13 protein-coding genes are annotated in these 15,801 nt (G+C 64.0%); 7 read left to right on the top strand and 6 right to left on the bottom strand.

Going from position 1 to position 15,801, the window contains the following annotated elements; translation table 11 throughout:
- Positions 1–313 precede the first annotated feature (313 nt).
- Both ACLBXN_RS02505 and ACLBXN_RS02500 read left to right on the top strand, forming a co-directional pair.
- Entirely contained in the window at positions 314–1,180 is an 867-nt protein-coding gene (locus ACLBXN_RS02505; protein ID WP_447611016.1) for a tetratricopeptide repeat protein, read from the top strand.
- Positions 1,181–1,280: 100 nt separating this feature from the next.
- Positions 1,281–1,982: a tetratricopeptide repeat protein gene (locus ACLBXN_RS02500; protein WP_447611015.1), complete on the top strand. Its 702-nt coding sequence runs from the start codon at positions 1,281–1,283 to the stop codon at positions 1,980–1,982.
- 55 nt (positions 1,983–2,037) lie between these two features.
- Here the strand turns inward: ACLBXN_RS02500 and ACLBXN_RS02495 are convergent, their stop codons facing one another.
- Positions 2,038–3,216 (bottom strand): alpha-hydroxy acid oxidase, encoded by a 1,179-nt coding sequence (locus ACLBXN_RS02495; RefSeq protein ID WP_447611013.1) that lies wholly within the window; start codon positions 3,214–3,216, stop codon positions 2,038–2,040.
- Positions 3,217–3,414: 198 nt separating this feature from the next.
- Between ACLBXN_RS02495 and ACLBXN_RS02490 the strand changes: the two genes are divergently transcribed.
- The 4 genes from ACLBXN_RS02490 (at position 3,415) to lldD (ending at position 9,121) form a co-directional block, all read left to right on the top strand.
- On the top strand, positions 3,415–5,073 hold the full coding sequence (locus ACLBXN_RS02490; protein WP_043006410.1) for an L-lactate permease: 1,659 nt from the start codon (positions 3,415–3,417) through the stop codon (positions 5,071–5,073).
- Positions 5,074–5,535: 462 nt separating this feature from the next.
- Positions 5,536–7,200, top strand: coding sequence for an L-lactate permease (lldP, locus tag ACLBXN_RS02485; protein ID WP_202787571.1), 1,665 nt, complete (start codon positions 5,536–5,538; stop codon positions 7,198–7,200).
- 17 nt (positions 7,201–7,217) lie between these two features.
- The gene (gene lldR, locus ACLBXN_RS02480) at positions 7,218–7,988 is read left to right on the top strand and encodes a transcriptional regulator LldR (RefSeq protein WP_003058121.1); all 771 of its coding nucleotides are present in this window, start codon (positions 7,218–7,220) and stop codon (positions 7,986–7,988) included.
- On the top strand, positions 7,985–9,121 hold the full coding sequence (lldD, locus tag ACLBXN_RS02475; protein ID WP_447611012.1) for an FMN-dependent L-lactate dehydrogenase LldD: 1,137 nt from the start codon (positions 7,985–7,987) through the stop codon (positions 9,119–9,121). The genes lldR and lldD overlap by 4 nt, the downstream gene beginning before the upstream one ends.
- A 40-nt stretch (positions 9,122–9,161) precedes the next feature.
- Here the strand turns inward: lldD and ACLBXN_RS02470 are convergent, their stop codons facing one another.
- Together ACLBXN_RS02470 and ACLBXN_RS02465 are read right to left on the bottom strand one after the other, a co-directional pair.
- The gene (locus tag ACLBXN_RS02470; RefSeq protein WP_447611011.1) at positions 9,162–10,043 is read right to left on the bottom strand and encodes an EamA family transporter; all 882 of its coding nucleotides are present in this window, start codon (positions 10,041–10,043) and stop codon (positions 9,162–9,164) included.
- Positions 10,040–10,624 (bottom strand): nitroreductase family protein, encoded by a 585-nt coding sequence (locus ACLBXN_RS02465; protein ID WP_447611010.1) that lies wholly within the window; start codon positions 10,622–10,624, stop codon positions 10,040–10,042. The genes ACLBXN_RS02470 and ACLBXN_RS02465 overlap by 4 nt, the downstream gene beginning before the upstream one ends.
- Before the next feature lie 80 nt (positions 10,625–10,704).
- Here ACLBXN_RS02465 and ACLBXN_RS02460 point away from each other — a divergent pair, with 80 nt between their 5' ends.
- On the top strand, positions 10,705–11,598 hold the full coding sequence (locus ACLBXN_RS02460; RefSeq protein WP_202787567.1) for a LysR family transcriptional regulator: 894 nt from the start codon (positions 10,705–10,707) through the stop codon (positions 11,596–11,598).
- A 27-nt stretch (positions 11,599–11,625) separates the two neighbouring features.
- Here ACLBXN_RS02460 and pbpC read toward each other — a convergent pair whose 3' ends face one another.
- The 3 genes from pbpC to ACLBXN_RS02445 all read right to left on the bottom strand — a co-directional run bounded on the left by pbpC (position 11,626) and on the right by ACLBXN_RS02445 (position 15,720).
- Entirely contained in the window at positions 11,626–14,043 is a 2,418-nt protein-coding gene (gene pbpC / locus ACLBXN_RS02455; protein ID WP_447611009.1) for a penicillin-binding protein 1C, read from the bottom strand.
- A 156-nt stretch (positions 14,044–14,199) separates the two neighbouring features.
- Positions 14,200–14,757 (bottom strand): HdeD family acid-resistance protein, encoded by a 558-nt coding sequence (locus ACLBXN_RS02450; protein ID WP_447611008.1) that lies wholly within the window; start codon positions 14,755–14,757, stop codon positions 14,200–14,202.
- Between the two features lie 87 nt (positions 14,758–14,844).
- Positions 14,845–15,720: an endonuclease/exonuclease/phosphatase family protein gene (locus ACLBXN_RS02445; protein ID WP_447611007.1), complete on the bottom strand. Its 876-nt coding sequence runs from the start codon at positions 15,718–15,720 to the stop codon at positions 14,845–14,847.
- Positions 15,721–15,801: the final 81 nt, after the last annotated feature.

The following is a 15,801-nucleotide window of genomic DNA, read 5'->3' as shown; positions in this document are numbered from 1 at the left end:
GCGGCCGCAGTGCGTTAGGTGACTAGAACGCCTCCTCGCCCTGACCCATAGTCCGGACATCGGACTGCCTGTGCCATGAAGGGCGCCGACTGATGCTCCAGATGTTCCAGACCCATAACCGGCGTGAATCAGCGATGGCCCGATGGTCGGCGCTCTCGCCATGCTGCTTTGCGGCACGCTCACGCTCTGCCGACTGCTGAACCGTGGGTCTGCCCGGGCATTCAGGGCAAGACATCAGGGCAGTCTGAAATCAGGAGCCGCCTTGCCGTTACAGGCCGGGCACAGCCCATCTATCGCAAGAACATCAGAAGAAATGCACAAAAAATTGGCTCACCTGTACTCCACTGCCGCATTGTTGCTTGCCAGCACCTTGGCAATGGCTCAGCCAGCGGACCTGCTGCACAAAGCGCAAGCGGGAGATGCACAGGCACAGCTGGATCTCGGCCAGATATACGTGGAAGGCCGAGGTGTGGCGCAAAGCGACGAGAGAGCCGCTCATTGGTTTGGTCTTGCGGCAGCACAAGGCAATGCATTGAGCCAGAGCAATCTCGGCTTGATGTATGACCGGGGCCGTGGCGTGAAGCAAAGCGACCAGGAGGCCGTCAAGTGGTACCGCCTTTCGGCTGCGCAAGGAGAGGCCAACGGCCAGTTCAATCTGGGCGTGATGTATGACGATGGTCGTGGCGTCGAGCAAAGCGATCAGGAGGCCGTCAAGTGGTATCGGCTCGCTGCAGCGCAAAACCATCTCGATGCCCAGTACAACCTGGGACTGATGTATGTCAGCGGCCGTGGCGTGGAACAAAGCGATCAGGAGGCCGCCAGATGGTTTGGCATAACGGCCGCAAAAGGTCATGACTCGGGCCAGGCCAACCTCGCCGTGATGTATGCCGCCGGTCGCGGCGTGCCACTCGACGAAAAGGAAGCAGCCAGACTGCTGGGCCTGGCCGCAGAACAAGGCAATGCGACGGCCCAGGTCAACCTCGGCACGATGTTCGAGGAAGGCCGTGGCGTCAGACGCAGCCTGTCTCAGGCCTATTTCTGGTATGCCCTGGCGGCCGCCCAAGGCCTGGAAGACACCGTGTCGCTTCGCGATGCTGCGGCCCGCAAGCTCAAACCCGCAGAGCGAGCTGCACAGGACTCAAGAATCAGCCGCTGGAAACCCAAGCCGCAAATGCGCTGAATCTGCATGCTCGAAACCGCAACTCCCCATCGATAAGCAAGCCATGAAAAAGCCCTTCAGCCGTCTCCTTTGCGCGGCCGCCTTGCTACTCTGCAGCACTTTGTCCATCGCACAATCGCCCGACCTGCTGCAAGCAGCCCAGGGCGGCGACGCCCAGTCACAGTTCAAACTCGCAGCCGCCTACCTCACAGGCCGTGGAGCCCCCAAAAACGATAAGGAAGCAGCCAGGTGGTTCCTGCTGGCAGCAAAGCAGGGCCACGCCGAGAGCCAGTCCAATATCGGCCTGATGTACGGCCGCGGGCGCGGCGTTCCGCAAAGCGATGAGGAAGCGGTCAAATGGTATCGCCTGGCCGCAGAACAAGGCGATGCCGACGGCCTGTTCAACCTCGCGGTGATGTACGACGACGGCCGGGGCGTGGCTGAGAACCAGGAAGAGGCCGTCAGGCTGTATCGCCTTGCCGTGGCACAAAACCATGTGTCGAGCCAGAGCAATCTCGGATACATGTACGACCATGGCCGTGGCGTGGCGCAAGACAGCCAGGAGGCCTTCAGGTGGTACATGACTGCGGCAGAACAAGGGGATGCCAACAGCCAGTTCAACGTGGGCTCCATGTATGCCTTGGGACGCGGTGTCAAGCAAAGCTGGCCTCAGGCCTACTTCTGGGCGTTGTTGGCAGCCAGGGATGGCGAGAAGGATTCGGCCAAGCAGCAGGAAATCATCGCCAAGAAATTGAAGCCGGCGCAACGGGCCAAGATCCAGCTGCAGGTTCAGGAATGGAAGCCCAAGACCGGTAACTCCTGACCTGCGGGCAGAGGTCGCGACGGCTCGCAGTACAGCAAGCCGCCGACAACGCAGATCAGATCACTGCAAACGGCTTGGGGTAGGTGCCAGGCAGCAGAATCTCCTTGCCGACCTGGTCGATATGGGTGTGACCGCAGAAAGCCATGGTCGTATCCAGCTCCTTGTGGATGATCTGCAGCGCCTTGCTCACGCCGGCCTGCCCATAGGCCCCCAGACCGTAGAGAAAGCTGCGACCTATCATCGTGCCCTGCGCGCCCAGGGCCCGGGCCTTGAGCACGTCCTGCCCGCTGCGAATGCCGCCATCCATCCAGACTTCGATGTCCTTGCCCGCGGCCTCGGCAATCGATGGCAAGGCGGCAATCGAAGACGGCGCACCGTCAAGCTGGCGGCCGCCATGGTTGCTGACCACCAGCGCGTCCGCACCGCTTTGCGCCGCCAGACGCGCGTCTTCGGCATCCATCACACCCTTGAGAATGATCTTGCCGCCCCAGAGCTTCTTGATCCATTCCACATCGCTCCAGTTCAGCGTCGGATCGAACTGATCGGCCGTCCACGAGGACAGCGAAGACACATCGCCCACGCCGTCCACATGGCCGACGATATTGCCGAAACTGCGGCGCTTGGTACCCAGCATTCCCAGGCACCAGTGCGGCTTGGTCGCCAGATTGAGCAGGTTGGCAAGCGTGGGCTTGGGCGGTGTGGACAGTCCGTTCTTGATGTCCTTGTGACGCTGGCCCAGGATCTGCAGATCCAGCGTCACCACCAGCGCCGAGCAGTTGGCCGCCTTGGCGCGGTTGATCAGGCATTCCATGAAGGCCTTGTCGCGCATCACATAGAGCTGGAACCAGAACGGATGGTGATCGGTGTGCTCGGCAATGTCCTCCAACGAGCAGATGCTCATGGTGGACAGCGTGAACGGCACACCAAAGGCCTTGGCGGCCTTGGCCCCGAGAATCTCGCCATCGGCATGCTGCATGCCGGTCAGACCCGTGGGCGCAATCGCCACCGGCATGGCGACCTCCTCGCCGATCATGGTGGTGCGCGTGCTGCGCCCTTCCATGTTCACGGCCACACGCTGACGCAGCTTGATGGTCTGGAACTCGTCTTCGTTGGCCCGGTACGTGCCCTGGGTGTAGGAGCCCGAGTCGGCATAGTCATAAAACATGCGCGGCACGCGGCGCTTGGCCACCACGCGCAGGTCTTCGATACAGGTGATTTTGGAGAGATCGCTCACGACTTCTAGCCTTGTAATGGGAGTTGAGCCCGATGGTAGCCCTCATCGCAGCTATCGGCGTTGCGCTCTGGTTTGAAGTGATTTATGCCGCTTTTGAAATTTTCTTCAGCGAGGGCAAATCAAGGGCTAATGCTAGGTGTGCAAGCCTATTCGTCCAGCGACCATCCTTGTCATCACAACAAGCAGGAGAGAAGAGAGATGGTTTGGCAACAGGTCTACGACCCCCTATCGAATATGTGGCTGTCCACATTGCTTGCGGCCATTCCGGTCGTGGTGATGCTGGTGGGCCTGGGCTTTCTGCACATGAAGGCCCACCTGGCCGCAGGCGCAGGCCTGATTGCCGCGCTGCTGATTGCAGTCTTTGTCTACAACATGCCCGGCGAAATGGCGGGGCGTGCCGCCTTGTTCGGCGGCTTCACCGGCCTGCTGCCCATTGGCTGGATCGTGCTGAACATCATCTTCCTGCACCAGCTGACCGAGCAGAACGGCAGCTTCAAGGTGCTGCAGGATTCGCTTTCGGGCATCACCGAAGACCGCCGCATCCAGCTGCTGCTGATTGCCTTCTCCTTCGGCGCCTTTTTCGAAGGCGCTGCCGGCTTCGGCACGCCCGTGGCCGTGACGGCCGCCATCCTGATTGGCCTGGGCTTCTCGCCGCTGGCAGCATCCGGTCTTTCGCTGATCGCCAATACCGCTCCCGTGGCTTTTGGTGCCCTGGGCACTCCCGTCATCACGCTGGCCAAGGTTCATGGCTACGACCTGATGGAAGTGACCGCCATGATCGGCCGCCAGCTGCCCTTCTTCTCGGTGCTGGTGCCGTTCTGGCTGATCTGGGCCTTTGCCGGTCGCAAGGGAATGATGGAGATCTGGCCCGCGATTCTGGTCACCGGCCTGTCGTTTGCGATTCCTCAGTATCTGGTCTCCAACTTCATCGGACCCGAGCTGGTGGACATCATCGCGGCCATTGTTTCCATGGCCAGCCTGATACTGTTCCTGCGCGTCTGGCAGCCCAAGAAGATCTGGACCTCGGCCTCGCTGCGCGGCAAGGATGTCAGCGCCTCCGAAGTCAAGCCGCCCCAGCCCGTGGCCAAGCACAGCAAGAGCGAGCTGATCGCCGCCTGGACGCCCTGGATCATTCTCTCTGTGTTTGTCTTCATCTGGGGCCTGCCGCCGGTCAAGGCCTGGCTCAACAGCCTGTTTGCCCCCGCCTTCCCCATGACGGGCCTGCACAATCTGATCGAGAAAATGCCGCCCGTGGTGCCCCAGCCGACCAAGGAAGGCGCGGTCTACACGCTGAACCTGCTGTCGGCCACCGGAACCGCCATTCTGCTGTCGGCCATCGTCAGCGCCTTCGTCATGAAGTACAACCCGGTCACCATCGTTCGCACCTTCTTCAAGACCACCTGGCTGGTGCGCTACTCACTGCTGACCATCGTGCTGATGCTGGCTCTGGGCACGCTGACACGCTACTCCGGCACCGATACCACCCTGGGCCTGGCCTTTGCCAATACCGGCGTGTTCTACCCCTTCTTCGGCACGCTGATGGGCTGGCTGGGCGTGGCGCTCACGGGCTCGGACACGGCGTCCAACGTGCTGTTTGGCGGCATGCAGAAGGTCGCCGCCGACCAGCTGGGCCTGTCGCCCAACCTCATGGGTGCCGCCAACAGCTCGGGCGGCGTGATGGGCAAGATGATCGATGCGCAATCCATTGTCGTGGCTTCGACCGCCACACGCTGGTTCAACCGCGAGGGCGACATCCTGCGCTATGTGTTCTTCCACTCGATCGCCCTGGCCTGCCTGATGGGCCTGTTCGTCACCATGCAGGCCTATGTCTGGCCGTTCAAGCTGATGGTGAACTGAGTCCCCGAGCCGCTTCGCGGCTCGCCTCGACGGAGCATCCCGGGGGAATCCGAGCAGGCCATCCAGACCGCTCGGTATCTCCGGCCCGGGCCGAGGCGATTTCCCGCATCCCCCCTTCTCAGCCCATCAAGTGGGCACCCCAGCAGCCGCAGCGCCTTCGGGCCTGCGGTTTTTTTGCGCTCTTTGAGAAGGATCGGTGGAATACCAATTCACACATTGGTATTACCAATTAATTCCGAAAATCAAGGGAAAACCACTAATTTATGAATAAAACCTCATTTCTATAATCCATCCGACCCGAAACCGTCGCATATTGGTAATACCAATTCAGTAGACGGAGCCGAACCAGATTGCATGTCAGCGTCCGGCGCAGGGTGACACGGTTGTTCAAAGAATTGACGGGGAAGCTTCTGGACGCTCAGGAGGGTTGCCCTCCCCGCGCATATCCAGGAGATCAAGGCAATGCAAGAAATCTGGTCGCAGAACTACGACCCCGCAGGCAATGTGTGGGTGTCGGCGCTGGTGGCGCTGATACCCATCATCTTTTTCTTTCTCGCGCTGACCAAGCTGCGCCTCAAGGGCTATGTGGCAGGCACCATCACGGTGGCGCTGTCTCTGGCCGTGGCGCTGCTGTTCTATCGCATGCCGGTGGCCAATGCGCTGGCCGCAGGCGTCTATGGCTTCTTCTACGGCCTGTGGCCGATTGCCTGGATCATTGTCGCGGCGGTCTTTCTCTACAAGGTCTCGGTCAAGACCGGACAGTTCGACATCATCCGCTCGTCCATTCTGTCGGTCACCGAAGACCAGCGCCTGCAGCTGATCCTGGTGGGCTTTTGCTTCGGTGCCTTCCTCGAGGGAGCCGCCGGTTTCGGCGCCCCCGTGGCCATCACGGCAGCACTGCTGGTGGGCCTGGGCTTCAGGCCTCTGTATGCAGCGGGCCTATGCCTGATCGGCAATACCGCTCCCGTGGCCTTCGGCGCCATGGGCATTCCCGTCATCGTGGCCGGTCAGGTCTCGGGCGTCGATGTCATGGCCATCAGCCAGATGGCCGGCCGCCAGCTGCCGTTCATGACCATCATCGTGCTGTTCTGGCTCATGGCCATCATGGACGGCTGGCGCGGCGTGAAGGAAACCTGGCCTGCGGTGCTGGTCGGCGGCGGCAGCTTTGCACTCGGACAGTTTCTGACGGCCAACTACATCGGCCCCGAACTGCCGGACATCACTTCGGCCATCTTCGCCCTGGTGACACTGACCACCTTTCTCAAGTTCTGGCAACCCAAGCGCATCTTCCGCTTCGACACCGAGCCGGGCGCAGCCAAGATCCAGACGACGGCCCCCGTCAAGCTGACGACCGGCATGGTGATCAAGGCCTGGTCGCCCTTCATCATCCTCACCGCCATGGTGACCATCTGGAGCCTCAAGCCCTTCAAGGCGCTGTTCGCCTCGGGTGGCGCGCTGTCCGGCACGGTCTTCAGCATTCCCGTGCCCATGCTGCACAATCTGGTGCAAAAAATGGCGCCCGTCGTTGCCACACCCACGCCTTATGGCGCGGTCTACTCCTTCAACTGGCTGTCGGCCACGGGGACCGCGATCCTGATCGCCGCCGTGCTCGCCATTCTTTTGCTGCGCCTCAAGCCAGCCGTGGCAGTCCGGACCCTGGGCGAGACCTTCAGGGAGCTGGCCCTGCCCATCTACTCCATCGGCATGGTGCTGGCCTTCGCCTTCATCGCCAACTATTCCGGCCTGTCCACCACGCTGGCCATGGCGCTGGCCCATACAGGCAAGGCCTTTGCGTTCTTCTCACCCTTCCTGGGCTGGGTCGGCGTGTTCCTCACGGGCTCCGACACCTCGGCCAATGCGCTGTTCGGCGCCCTGCAGGCCACGACGGCAGCGCAGCTGGGACTGCCCGAGGTGCTTGCCGTGACGGCCAACACCACCGGCGGCGTGACCGGCAAGATGATCTCGCCCCAGTCCATCGCCATTGCCTGCGCGGCCGTAGGCCTGGCTGGCAAGGAATCGGACCTGTTCCGCTTCACCGTCAAGCACAGTCTGGCCTTCCTGGTGCTGATCGGCATCATCTGCACGCTGCAGGCTTATGTGTTTCCGTGGATGATTCCCACCACCTGAAACTCCTGCCAGACCCCATGCCCGCCATCCGCCTGTCCGACCGCGTTGCCCAGCAGCTGCTGGAGCTGATCCAGAGCACCCAGCTCCAGAGCGGCGCCAAGCTGCCGACCGAGCGGGCGCTGGCCGAGCAGCTGGGGGTCTCGCGCACGGCGCTGCGCGAGGCCATACAGAAACTTGCCAGCCGCGGCGTGCTCGAAAGCCGCGTGGGGGCCGGCACCTTTGTCGGCTCGCGCGTGCCCCTGTGGCACGAGCAGGCCGTCGCACCGCTGGAGTCCTTGCTGCGCGACGACCCCCAATACCGCTACGACGTGCTGGAAGCCAGGCAGGCACTGGAGCTCAGCACCGCCTGGTATGCGGCCCAGCGTGCCACCGACAAGGACAGGGACCGCATCCGCCACTGCTTCGACGACATGCTTCACCACCAGCAGGCGCGCGATGCCGCCAGTGCGGCCCGCTCCGATGCGCAGTTCCATCTGGCGATTGCCGAAGCCTCGCACAATGCCGTGCTGGTACAGCTCATGGGCAGCCTGTTCGAGCTGGTGCTGGGTACCGTGGCCCAGAATCGGCGCCTGATGTTCGTGCATGATGATCCCTCGACGCTGGAGCATCTGACTGCGCAGCACCGCAATCTCATGCAGGCCATTGTCGACGGCGAGCCAGAGCAGGCCAGAAGCGCTATCGGCCAGCACCTGGCCTATGTTCACGAAAAGCTGTCCGAGTCGGATGCCGAGGCGGCCCGACGCAAGCGGCTGGATCGTTTCTCCTCTTCCTCCGCCATTTTTTCATGATCATCTCCTCCACCACCGACTACCGCGCGGCTGCGCAAAAGCGCCTGCCGCCCTTTCTGTTCCACTACCTTGACGGCGGCGCCTATGCCGAGAAGACGCTGGCCCGCAATGTCGACGACCTGGCCGACGTGGCCCTGCGCCAGCGCGTGCTCAAGGACATGAGCCAGCTGGACACCAGCATCGAGCTGTTCGGCGAGAAGTTCTCGATTCCCGTGGCGCTGGCTCCCGTGGGGCTGACCGGCATGTTCGCCCGCCGCGGCGAAGTGCAGGCCGCCATGGCTGCCGACAAGAAGGGGATTCCCTTCACCATGTCCAGCGTCTCGGTCTGTCCCATCGAGGAAGTCGCGCCCAGGCTGGCCCGCCCGATGTGGTTCCAGCTCTATGTGCTCAAGGACCGGGGCTTCATGAAGAACGCGCTGGAGCGTGCCCAGGCTGCTGGCGTCTCCACCCTGGTCTTCACCGTGGACATGCCCGTACCCGGCGCCCGCTACCGCGATGCGCACTCGGGCATGAGCGGCCCCAACGCCGCCATGCGCCGCTACCTGCAGGCCGTGACCCATCCGCACTGGGCCCTGGACGTGGGCCTGATGGGCCGCCCGCACACGCTGGGCAATATCTCCACTTACAAGGGTCAGAACGTCTCGCTCGAAGACTATATGGGCTATCTGGGCGCGAACTTCGATCCCTCAATCTCGTGGTCGGACCTGGAGTGGATCCGTGACTTCTGGAAGGGTCCCATGCTGATCAAGGGCATTCTCGATCCCGAGGACGCCAGGGATGCCGTGCGTTTCGGGGCCGACGGCATCATCGTCTCCAACCACGGCGGGCGCCAGCTCGACGGCGTGCTCTCGTCGGCACGCGCCCTGCCTGCCATTGCCGATGCCGTCAAGGGCCAGATCAAGATCCTGGCCGACTCGGGCGTGCGCAACGGCCTGGACATCGTGCGCCTGCTGGCCCTTGGCGCAGACTGCACCATGATAGGCCGCGCCTTCGTCTATGCGCTGGCTGCAGAAGGCGAAGCCGGTGTGACCAACCTGCTGAACCTGCTCGAAAAGGAAATGCGCGTGGCCATGACGCTGACCAGCGTCAAGAACGTCTCTGAGATCACTGGCGATCTGCTGGTTCGGGACTGATCCCGCACAGGCTTCGGCCCTGGGCCGGGCCTTGCGGGGATCAGCGCGCCGCGCCCCGCTGCCCCAGCCAGATCCCGCCCATGACCAGGGCCACGCCAGCCATCTGCACGGCCGTCAGCGTCTGGTCCAGGAATGCCCAGCCCAGCAAAATCGCCGTCAGCGGACTCAGAAAACCCAGCGGCGCCACCATGTTCGGCTCCAGCCGGGCAATGCCGCGAAACCACAGCACATAGGTCAACGCCGCGCCCACCAGACCCAGCCAGGCCAGTCCGATCAGATGGCCCGGTGTGGGCGCCGGAAAATCCGGTCCGGCCCACAGCGCCACCGGCAGCAGCAACACTCCGCCGGCCGTGAGCTGCCAAGCGGTGAAGGTCAGCAGCGGTACGGGAGGACGCCACTTGCGCGTGAGCACCGTGCCGCAGGCCATGGAAACCGCTCCGGCCAAGCCCGCCGCAATCCCCGTCGCATCCAGCCTCACACCAGGCGTGAGCACCAGCAAGGCCACCCCCACCAGACCGGCCAGGGCTCCCAGCACCGAGGCCGGCCGCAGCGCGCTGCCCAGCACCCAGGACGCAAGAAACACCACCACCAGCGGCTGCACGGCCCCGACGGTGGCGGCCGCCCCTCCCGGCAGGCGGTAGGCCGAGACGAACAGCATGCTCCAGAACACCGAGAAATTGAGCGCTCCCAGAATGAACACTCGCAGCCACCACACGCCCTGCGGCAGGCGCCGTGCAAATGCCAGCAACAACAGGCCTGCGGGCAGCGCGCGCAGCAAGGCCACAGTCATCGCGGGCACCTGCGGCAGCAGCTGCGTGGTGACGATGTAGCTGCTGCCCCAGATGGCGGGTGCCAGCGCCGTCAGCAGCAGATCGCGTGCCTGGGTCCGCCTGAACGCAAGCGCAGATTGGCCGGCGCTCATGCGAACTCCAGCACCTGATCCAGCGGCCGGCGTGGCTTCTGCGGCCAGTTTCCGGGCGCAGCACGGCCCACGGTGACGAGCATGACCGGCACCTCCTCGCTCGCCAGACCGAAGCTGGCCGCCACGCCTTCGGCGTCGAAGCCGGTCATCGCACAGGACGCCAGACCCAGCGCCTGCGCCGCGTGCATCAGCGTCATGGCGCCGAAGCTGGCCGAACGCAGGGCCTCGTCGCGCACCGCCTGCGCGCTGGCGTACTGCTGCTGCGCGGCCTGCAGCCATCCCCGCGCCATGGCGGCAGGCATGAAGCCAGCGTCCACAGAGGGCTGCAGCCGTTCGGCAAGCGCCTCGGGGTCGGCCAGCACGCCGCAGACGATGAAGCAGACGGCCGCTTCCTGCACCTTGGCCCCAGGCGTGCGCACGGCGATGAAGCGCCAGTTCTGAAGGTTGTAGGCCGTGGGTGCGCGCGTAGCCAGCTGCACCAGCCTTGATATGTCGGCATCCGCCAGATGGTGGGAGGTATCGAAGCGGTTGGCCGAGATGCGCTGCTCGATGAGGGTGAGCGTGGGATGAAGTGTCGTCATGGCACGACTGTAGATAATTCACTTCTAATTGATAATTGGCAATTATCAAAATAAACCATTCACCAGCAGAGAAGAATCACATGGACCGACTGACCGCCTTGCAAGTCTTTCATCGCATCGCGCAGTGCGGCAGCTTTGCCGAGGCGGGCCGCAGCCTGGGCCTGTCGCCGGCTGCGATCAGCAAGAACATCGCCGAGCTGGAGGCCCATGTGGGCACACGCCTCATTCAGCGCACCACGCGGCGCATGGCGCTGACGGAAGAAGGCCGCCTGTATCTCGAGCATGTCACGCGGGCGCTCGATGCGCTGGCCGATGCAGACTCGGCACTATGCCCGTTCAAGGCTGCGCCCAGCGGCCTGCTCAAGGTCAGCGCGCCCATGACATTCACGCTGACGCAGATTTCTTGCGCCCTACCCGCCTTCCTGGAGCGCCACCCCGGGCTGCAGCTGGACCTGCACCTGGACGACAGACGCGTCGATATCGTGCGCGAAGGTTTCGATCTGGCCATACGCGGCAGTGACCGGCTCGAGGATTCCTCGCTGATTGCGCGACCACTGACCTCGATGTCGCATGTGCTGTGCGCCGCGCCCGGCTATTTCGAGAAGCGCGGTCGCCCGCACACGCCTGCCGACCTCAACGGCCTCGAGCACATACGCTTCAGCCTCTCGGGCCATGCAGATGTCTGGGAATTTGAGCAAGGCGGGCGCATGGAGCGCGTGGCGGTCAATGCGCGCTACTCGGTGTCCTCTAGCCTTGCAGTGCGCGATGCATTGCGCGCGGGCTTTGGCGTCAGCCTGATCCCGCTGCCCTATGTCGAGGAAGACCTGCGCACGGGCCGGTTGCAGGCCGCCCTGGAAGACTGGAGCACGGTAAAGACCGCGCTCTATGCCATTTATCCGTCGCGCCAGCATATGACGCCCAAGCTGCGGGCGCTGCTGGACTTTCTGGTAGCGCAGTTCGATTCTGGCAACTGAGCGCCTGGCCGGCTGACCGGCCGGCATTCAGCGCCGGCGCTGGCCCTGGATCGGGATCTGCTCCGGCCCGGCCACCAGGGCTCCGGCGCCGCGCACTTCCAGCGCGATGCTGTCCAGCACCTTGCCGGAGGCATCGAGCAGCTCCAGCTTGTGGCGCCCCGGCCAGGGCAGCCAGCCCAGCTGACTGCCACGCCCCAGCTCGCGCTGCACTTCCCGCATCACGGGTTGCGCATTCTTGTCGGCAGCCGCAGGCGGGCCGTACTGCCGGGTTACCAGCCGCCAGCGCAAGCTGCCGTCACGCCAGTCCTGCTCGGCCGCCATACCGGCTTGACGCGCCACCAGTTGCACGCGCTGGCTGTCGGGTGGAATATCGGGGTCCAGCGCCAGAATCGTGCCATTGGCCGGACGCGAGATACGCACAGCGGCCGCAGCCGCAGCGCTGCCGGACTTGCTGCCTTTTTGCCTGGCCAGGCTTTTTTGCTCTGCACTGCCCGCCACGTGATCCATGGCAAACAGCGACTGCTGCGTGCCTTCCACAAACCATTCGCCGCGCGCGCTTTCGATGGGCGTGCCGCCACTGGCCAGCGCGCCAAACTGTACTTGTTGCTGCAGCACGCCAGCGGGTGGCCGGGGGGCATGACTGGACACATTGCGATGCAGGAAGCCCATGATCTCGGCCCAGATGGGCGCTGCGCCGCTGGTGCCGCTCACGGAATGCATGGCTTCGCCACCGGCATTGCCGACCCAGACGCCCACGGTGTAACGCTCGGACCAGCCTACGGCCCAGTTGTCGCGCATATCCTTGCTGGTGCCGGTTTTCACGGCCGTCCAGAAGCGCGTGGCCAGCACGCTGTCGGTGCCGAAGGTCGGGGCCCGCGCCATATTGTCGGAAAGAATGTCGCCGACGATGAAGGCGGCGCGCGCATCCAGTGCCTGCAGCGGCGCCTCGCTGCCCGGCGCTGCATCGCCGGATCTGCGGCCGTCTGTCCGGGGCAGGGCCCAGCTCACGGGGCGGTATTGACCGCCATTTCCCAGTGCCCTGTAGGCATTGGTCAGATTGAGCAGCGCGACCTCGCTGCTGCCCAGCGCCAGGCTGAAGCCATAGTAGCCGCCGCTTTCACGCAGCGGCAGGCCCAGCTTCTTGAGTTGCTCGAAAAACGCATCGGGCGTGACCATGACCAGCGTGCGCACTGCCGGCACATTGAGCGAGGATGCCAGCGCCGTGCGCGCCGACACCCAGCCCTTGAAGCGCCGGTCGTAGTTCTGCGGAATGTAGAGGCCGTTCTGCGTGGGGATATGGGCCGACGAATCCTCGATCAGCGAGGCGGCCGTGATGCGCTTTTCGGCCACCGCCTGGGCATAGAGAAAGGGCTTGAGCGTGGAGCCGGGCTGGCGCAAAGCGGTGACGCCATCGACCTCGGATGCCTGGCTCAGCGTGCCCGAGGAGCCCACCCAGGCCAGAATCTCGCCGCTACGGTTGTCCAGCACCACGGCCGCACCATCTTCCACATTGCGGCCCTGCAGCTCACGCAGATGCTGCTGCAGGCTGGCCACGGCAAAGCGCTGCAAGGCAGCGTTCAAGGTCGAGCGCACCTGCTCGTGCCCCCGGTTCTGCGGCAGCGCCAGCCAGCGCCGCGCAAAATGCGGAGCCACACCCTCGCTGGCCAGCCATTGGCGCCGCTGCAGCACGCTGGAGGTATAGAGCTGCATGGCCGAGCAATCCTTGGCCGCCACATCGTCGGGCACCATCACCTGCAGCACGCCACAGGCACGCTGTGCGACGCGCTCCACCGACGCATTGGGCGCACGCACCAGGGCCGCGGCAATGGCCGCCTCGCGCGCATCCAGCCCATGGGCTGCCTTGCCGTACAGGCTTTGCGACAGCGCGTCGATGCCCACGATCTCGCCGCGGAACGGCACCATGTTCAGATAGGCCTCGAGAATCTGGTCCTTGCGCCAGCGCCTGTCCAGCACCTGGGCCGCCACGGCCTGCCCCACCTTCTGCACCACGCTGCGCCCACCCGGTCCCTGACGCCAGTCGCCGTCGAGCAGACCTGCGAGCTGCATGGTGATGGTGCTCGCGCCGCGCGTGCGCGTGTTCCAGAGATTGCCCCAGGCGGCGGCGGTGACGGCAGCCCAGTCCACGCCGCTGTGCTCGTAGAAACGCCTGTCCTCGCTGAGCACCAGGGCCGTGCGCAGCGCCGGCGATACATCGGCCAATGCCACCCAGGGCCCGCGGCGCACCGTGCTGTCGGTGCGCAGGCGCTGCAGCAGCTCGCCCTCTCGCGACAGCAGCAGGGTCTCCGAGGAGCGATGCTCGCTGCGCACCTCGTCGTAGCTGGGCACGGCATGGCTGCTGGAGGCAAGACCCAGCCACAAGGCGGCCGTCATGCCGACGGCCCGCCAGGACTGTTTCACTCTCGGGGGCTGGAAATACCGCTGCATGCCTTGTTCCATGTCGTTGTGCGCTGTTGGAAGTCAGCAGGCATTGTCCCAAAGATGGCCCGGCAAACAGACTGCTCAGACAAGCGGCAACAAAAAAGCGGCTTCTGCGAGCCGCTTTTTTCCGAAGTCACTGCCTCTCGGAACAAACTTAAGTTCTCAGGCCGTGAACTTCTTGATCTTGAACGCCAGTATCACCATCAGCACGCCGAAGATCACGGCATAGGTCGCCAGCACCCACAGCATGGCCATCATGCCCGCGCCGGGCTGCATCAGCACGAAGATGCCGAAGAGCACCGACAGCAGCCCGCCGAGCACCAGCAGCCATTCGCCCTGAATTTCCTTGCGCAAACGCAGCGCCGCGACGATCTGCAGCACACCGGTCATCAGAGCCCAGACACCGATATAGATGGTCAACACCAATGCGGTGATCGCCGGGTTGATGACCGTGAGCACCCCCACCACCACCCCCGTCAGCCCCCACAGCAGAATCAGCCACCAGTGACGCGACTGCTGGCGGCTCTTGATGGCGGTGTAGATGCCCAGCAAGCCATCGACAAACACATAGGCACCGAACACCAGCACCAGTGCGGCCGCGGATGCTGCGGGCTGCATCCAGGTCAGCACGCCGAAGATGATGGCGGCGGCACCGCGCAACAACAGCACCCACCAGCTACGGTGCAACATGATGGACATGGACGGAATTTCTACAGGCATGAAGACTCCTCTCTTTCAGGGTTCCACATCACTGCGACTTGCGCAGCAGCAGGTCTCTCGAATCCAGCTCCGACCCTAACAATAAGTTCAACCCAGCGTCAACATCACCGGCTGGTGATCGGACGCCTCTGTGGTGCTGTCCACACGCCAGGCCTGCACATGCTGGCACAGGCTGTCGCTCACCCACAGCAGATCGCAGGCTCCGGGCTCGGCGCCCCAGGTCCGGTCCACCAGCCTGAAGGTGGGCGGCTGCGGCTGGCCGGGGTGCAGCAGATCCCAGCTATTGCGCCACTGGCCGGCCTGCAGACAGCCCTGTTCACCGGCCGCCCACGGGGCGGACAGGACGGCATATTCGGGCTCGTGCGGCTCGAAGTTGAAGTCCCCGCAAAGCACGGCATGGCGGGTATGCGGCTTGGTCTGGTAGGGCGAGCCGTCGCTGGCCGGCTGCGGCGGGGCATCGGCCAGTGCACAGGCCTGCATCTGCAGGTCGCGCAGGGCGCCGGCCTGGGCCATGCGCTGACGCTTCGAAAAATACTCGAGGTGCGTGGTCATGATGCGTACCGGCCCCAATGCCGCGTCAGCGACCGTGACCACCGAGCACATGCGCTGCATGCAGCGCACATCGGCATCGGCCGGCATGGGCAGCGGATGGTGCTGCAGTTGCAGCAGTGGCAGGCGCGTGGCGACCAGATTGCCAAAGCGCTGATGTCCCCGGGGCGTGAACTCGTCGACCGAGGCACCAAAGACCATCTGCCAGCCCGGCAACAGCGCCTTCAACTCGGCCGGCTGGTCGCCGGGCCGGCCCTGCAGATCGGGGTAGTTGACGGCGATCTCCTGCAGGCACAGCACATCCAGTCCGCCGGACTGCTCGCCCATTTGCAGCGCGTGGCGCACGATGCGCTCCACACTGACCTGTCCATCCATGCCACAGCACCATTGCACATTCCAGCTTAGGATATTCATCTTGTCGCTTCTTTCCACATCGAAAAAGACTGCTGCGCCTGCCTGCGCAGCGCTGGCAGCGGCTATTTTCAGAGCAGCCGA

Source organism: Comamonas sp. C24C (assembly GCF_053345995.1).
Note: the sequence above shows the minus strand (reverse complement) of the source record. Positions and strands in the feature narration are given on the sequence as shown.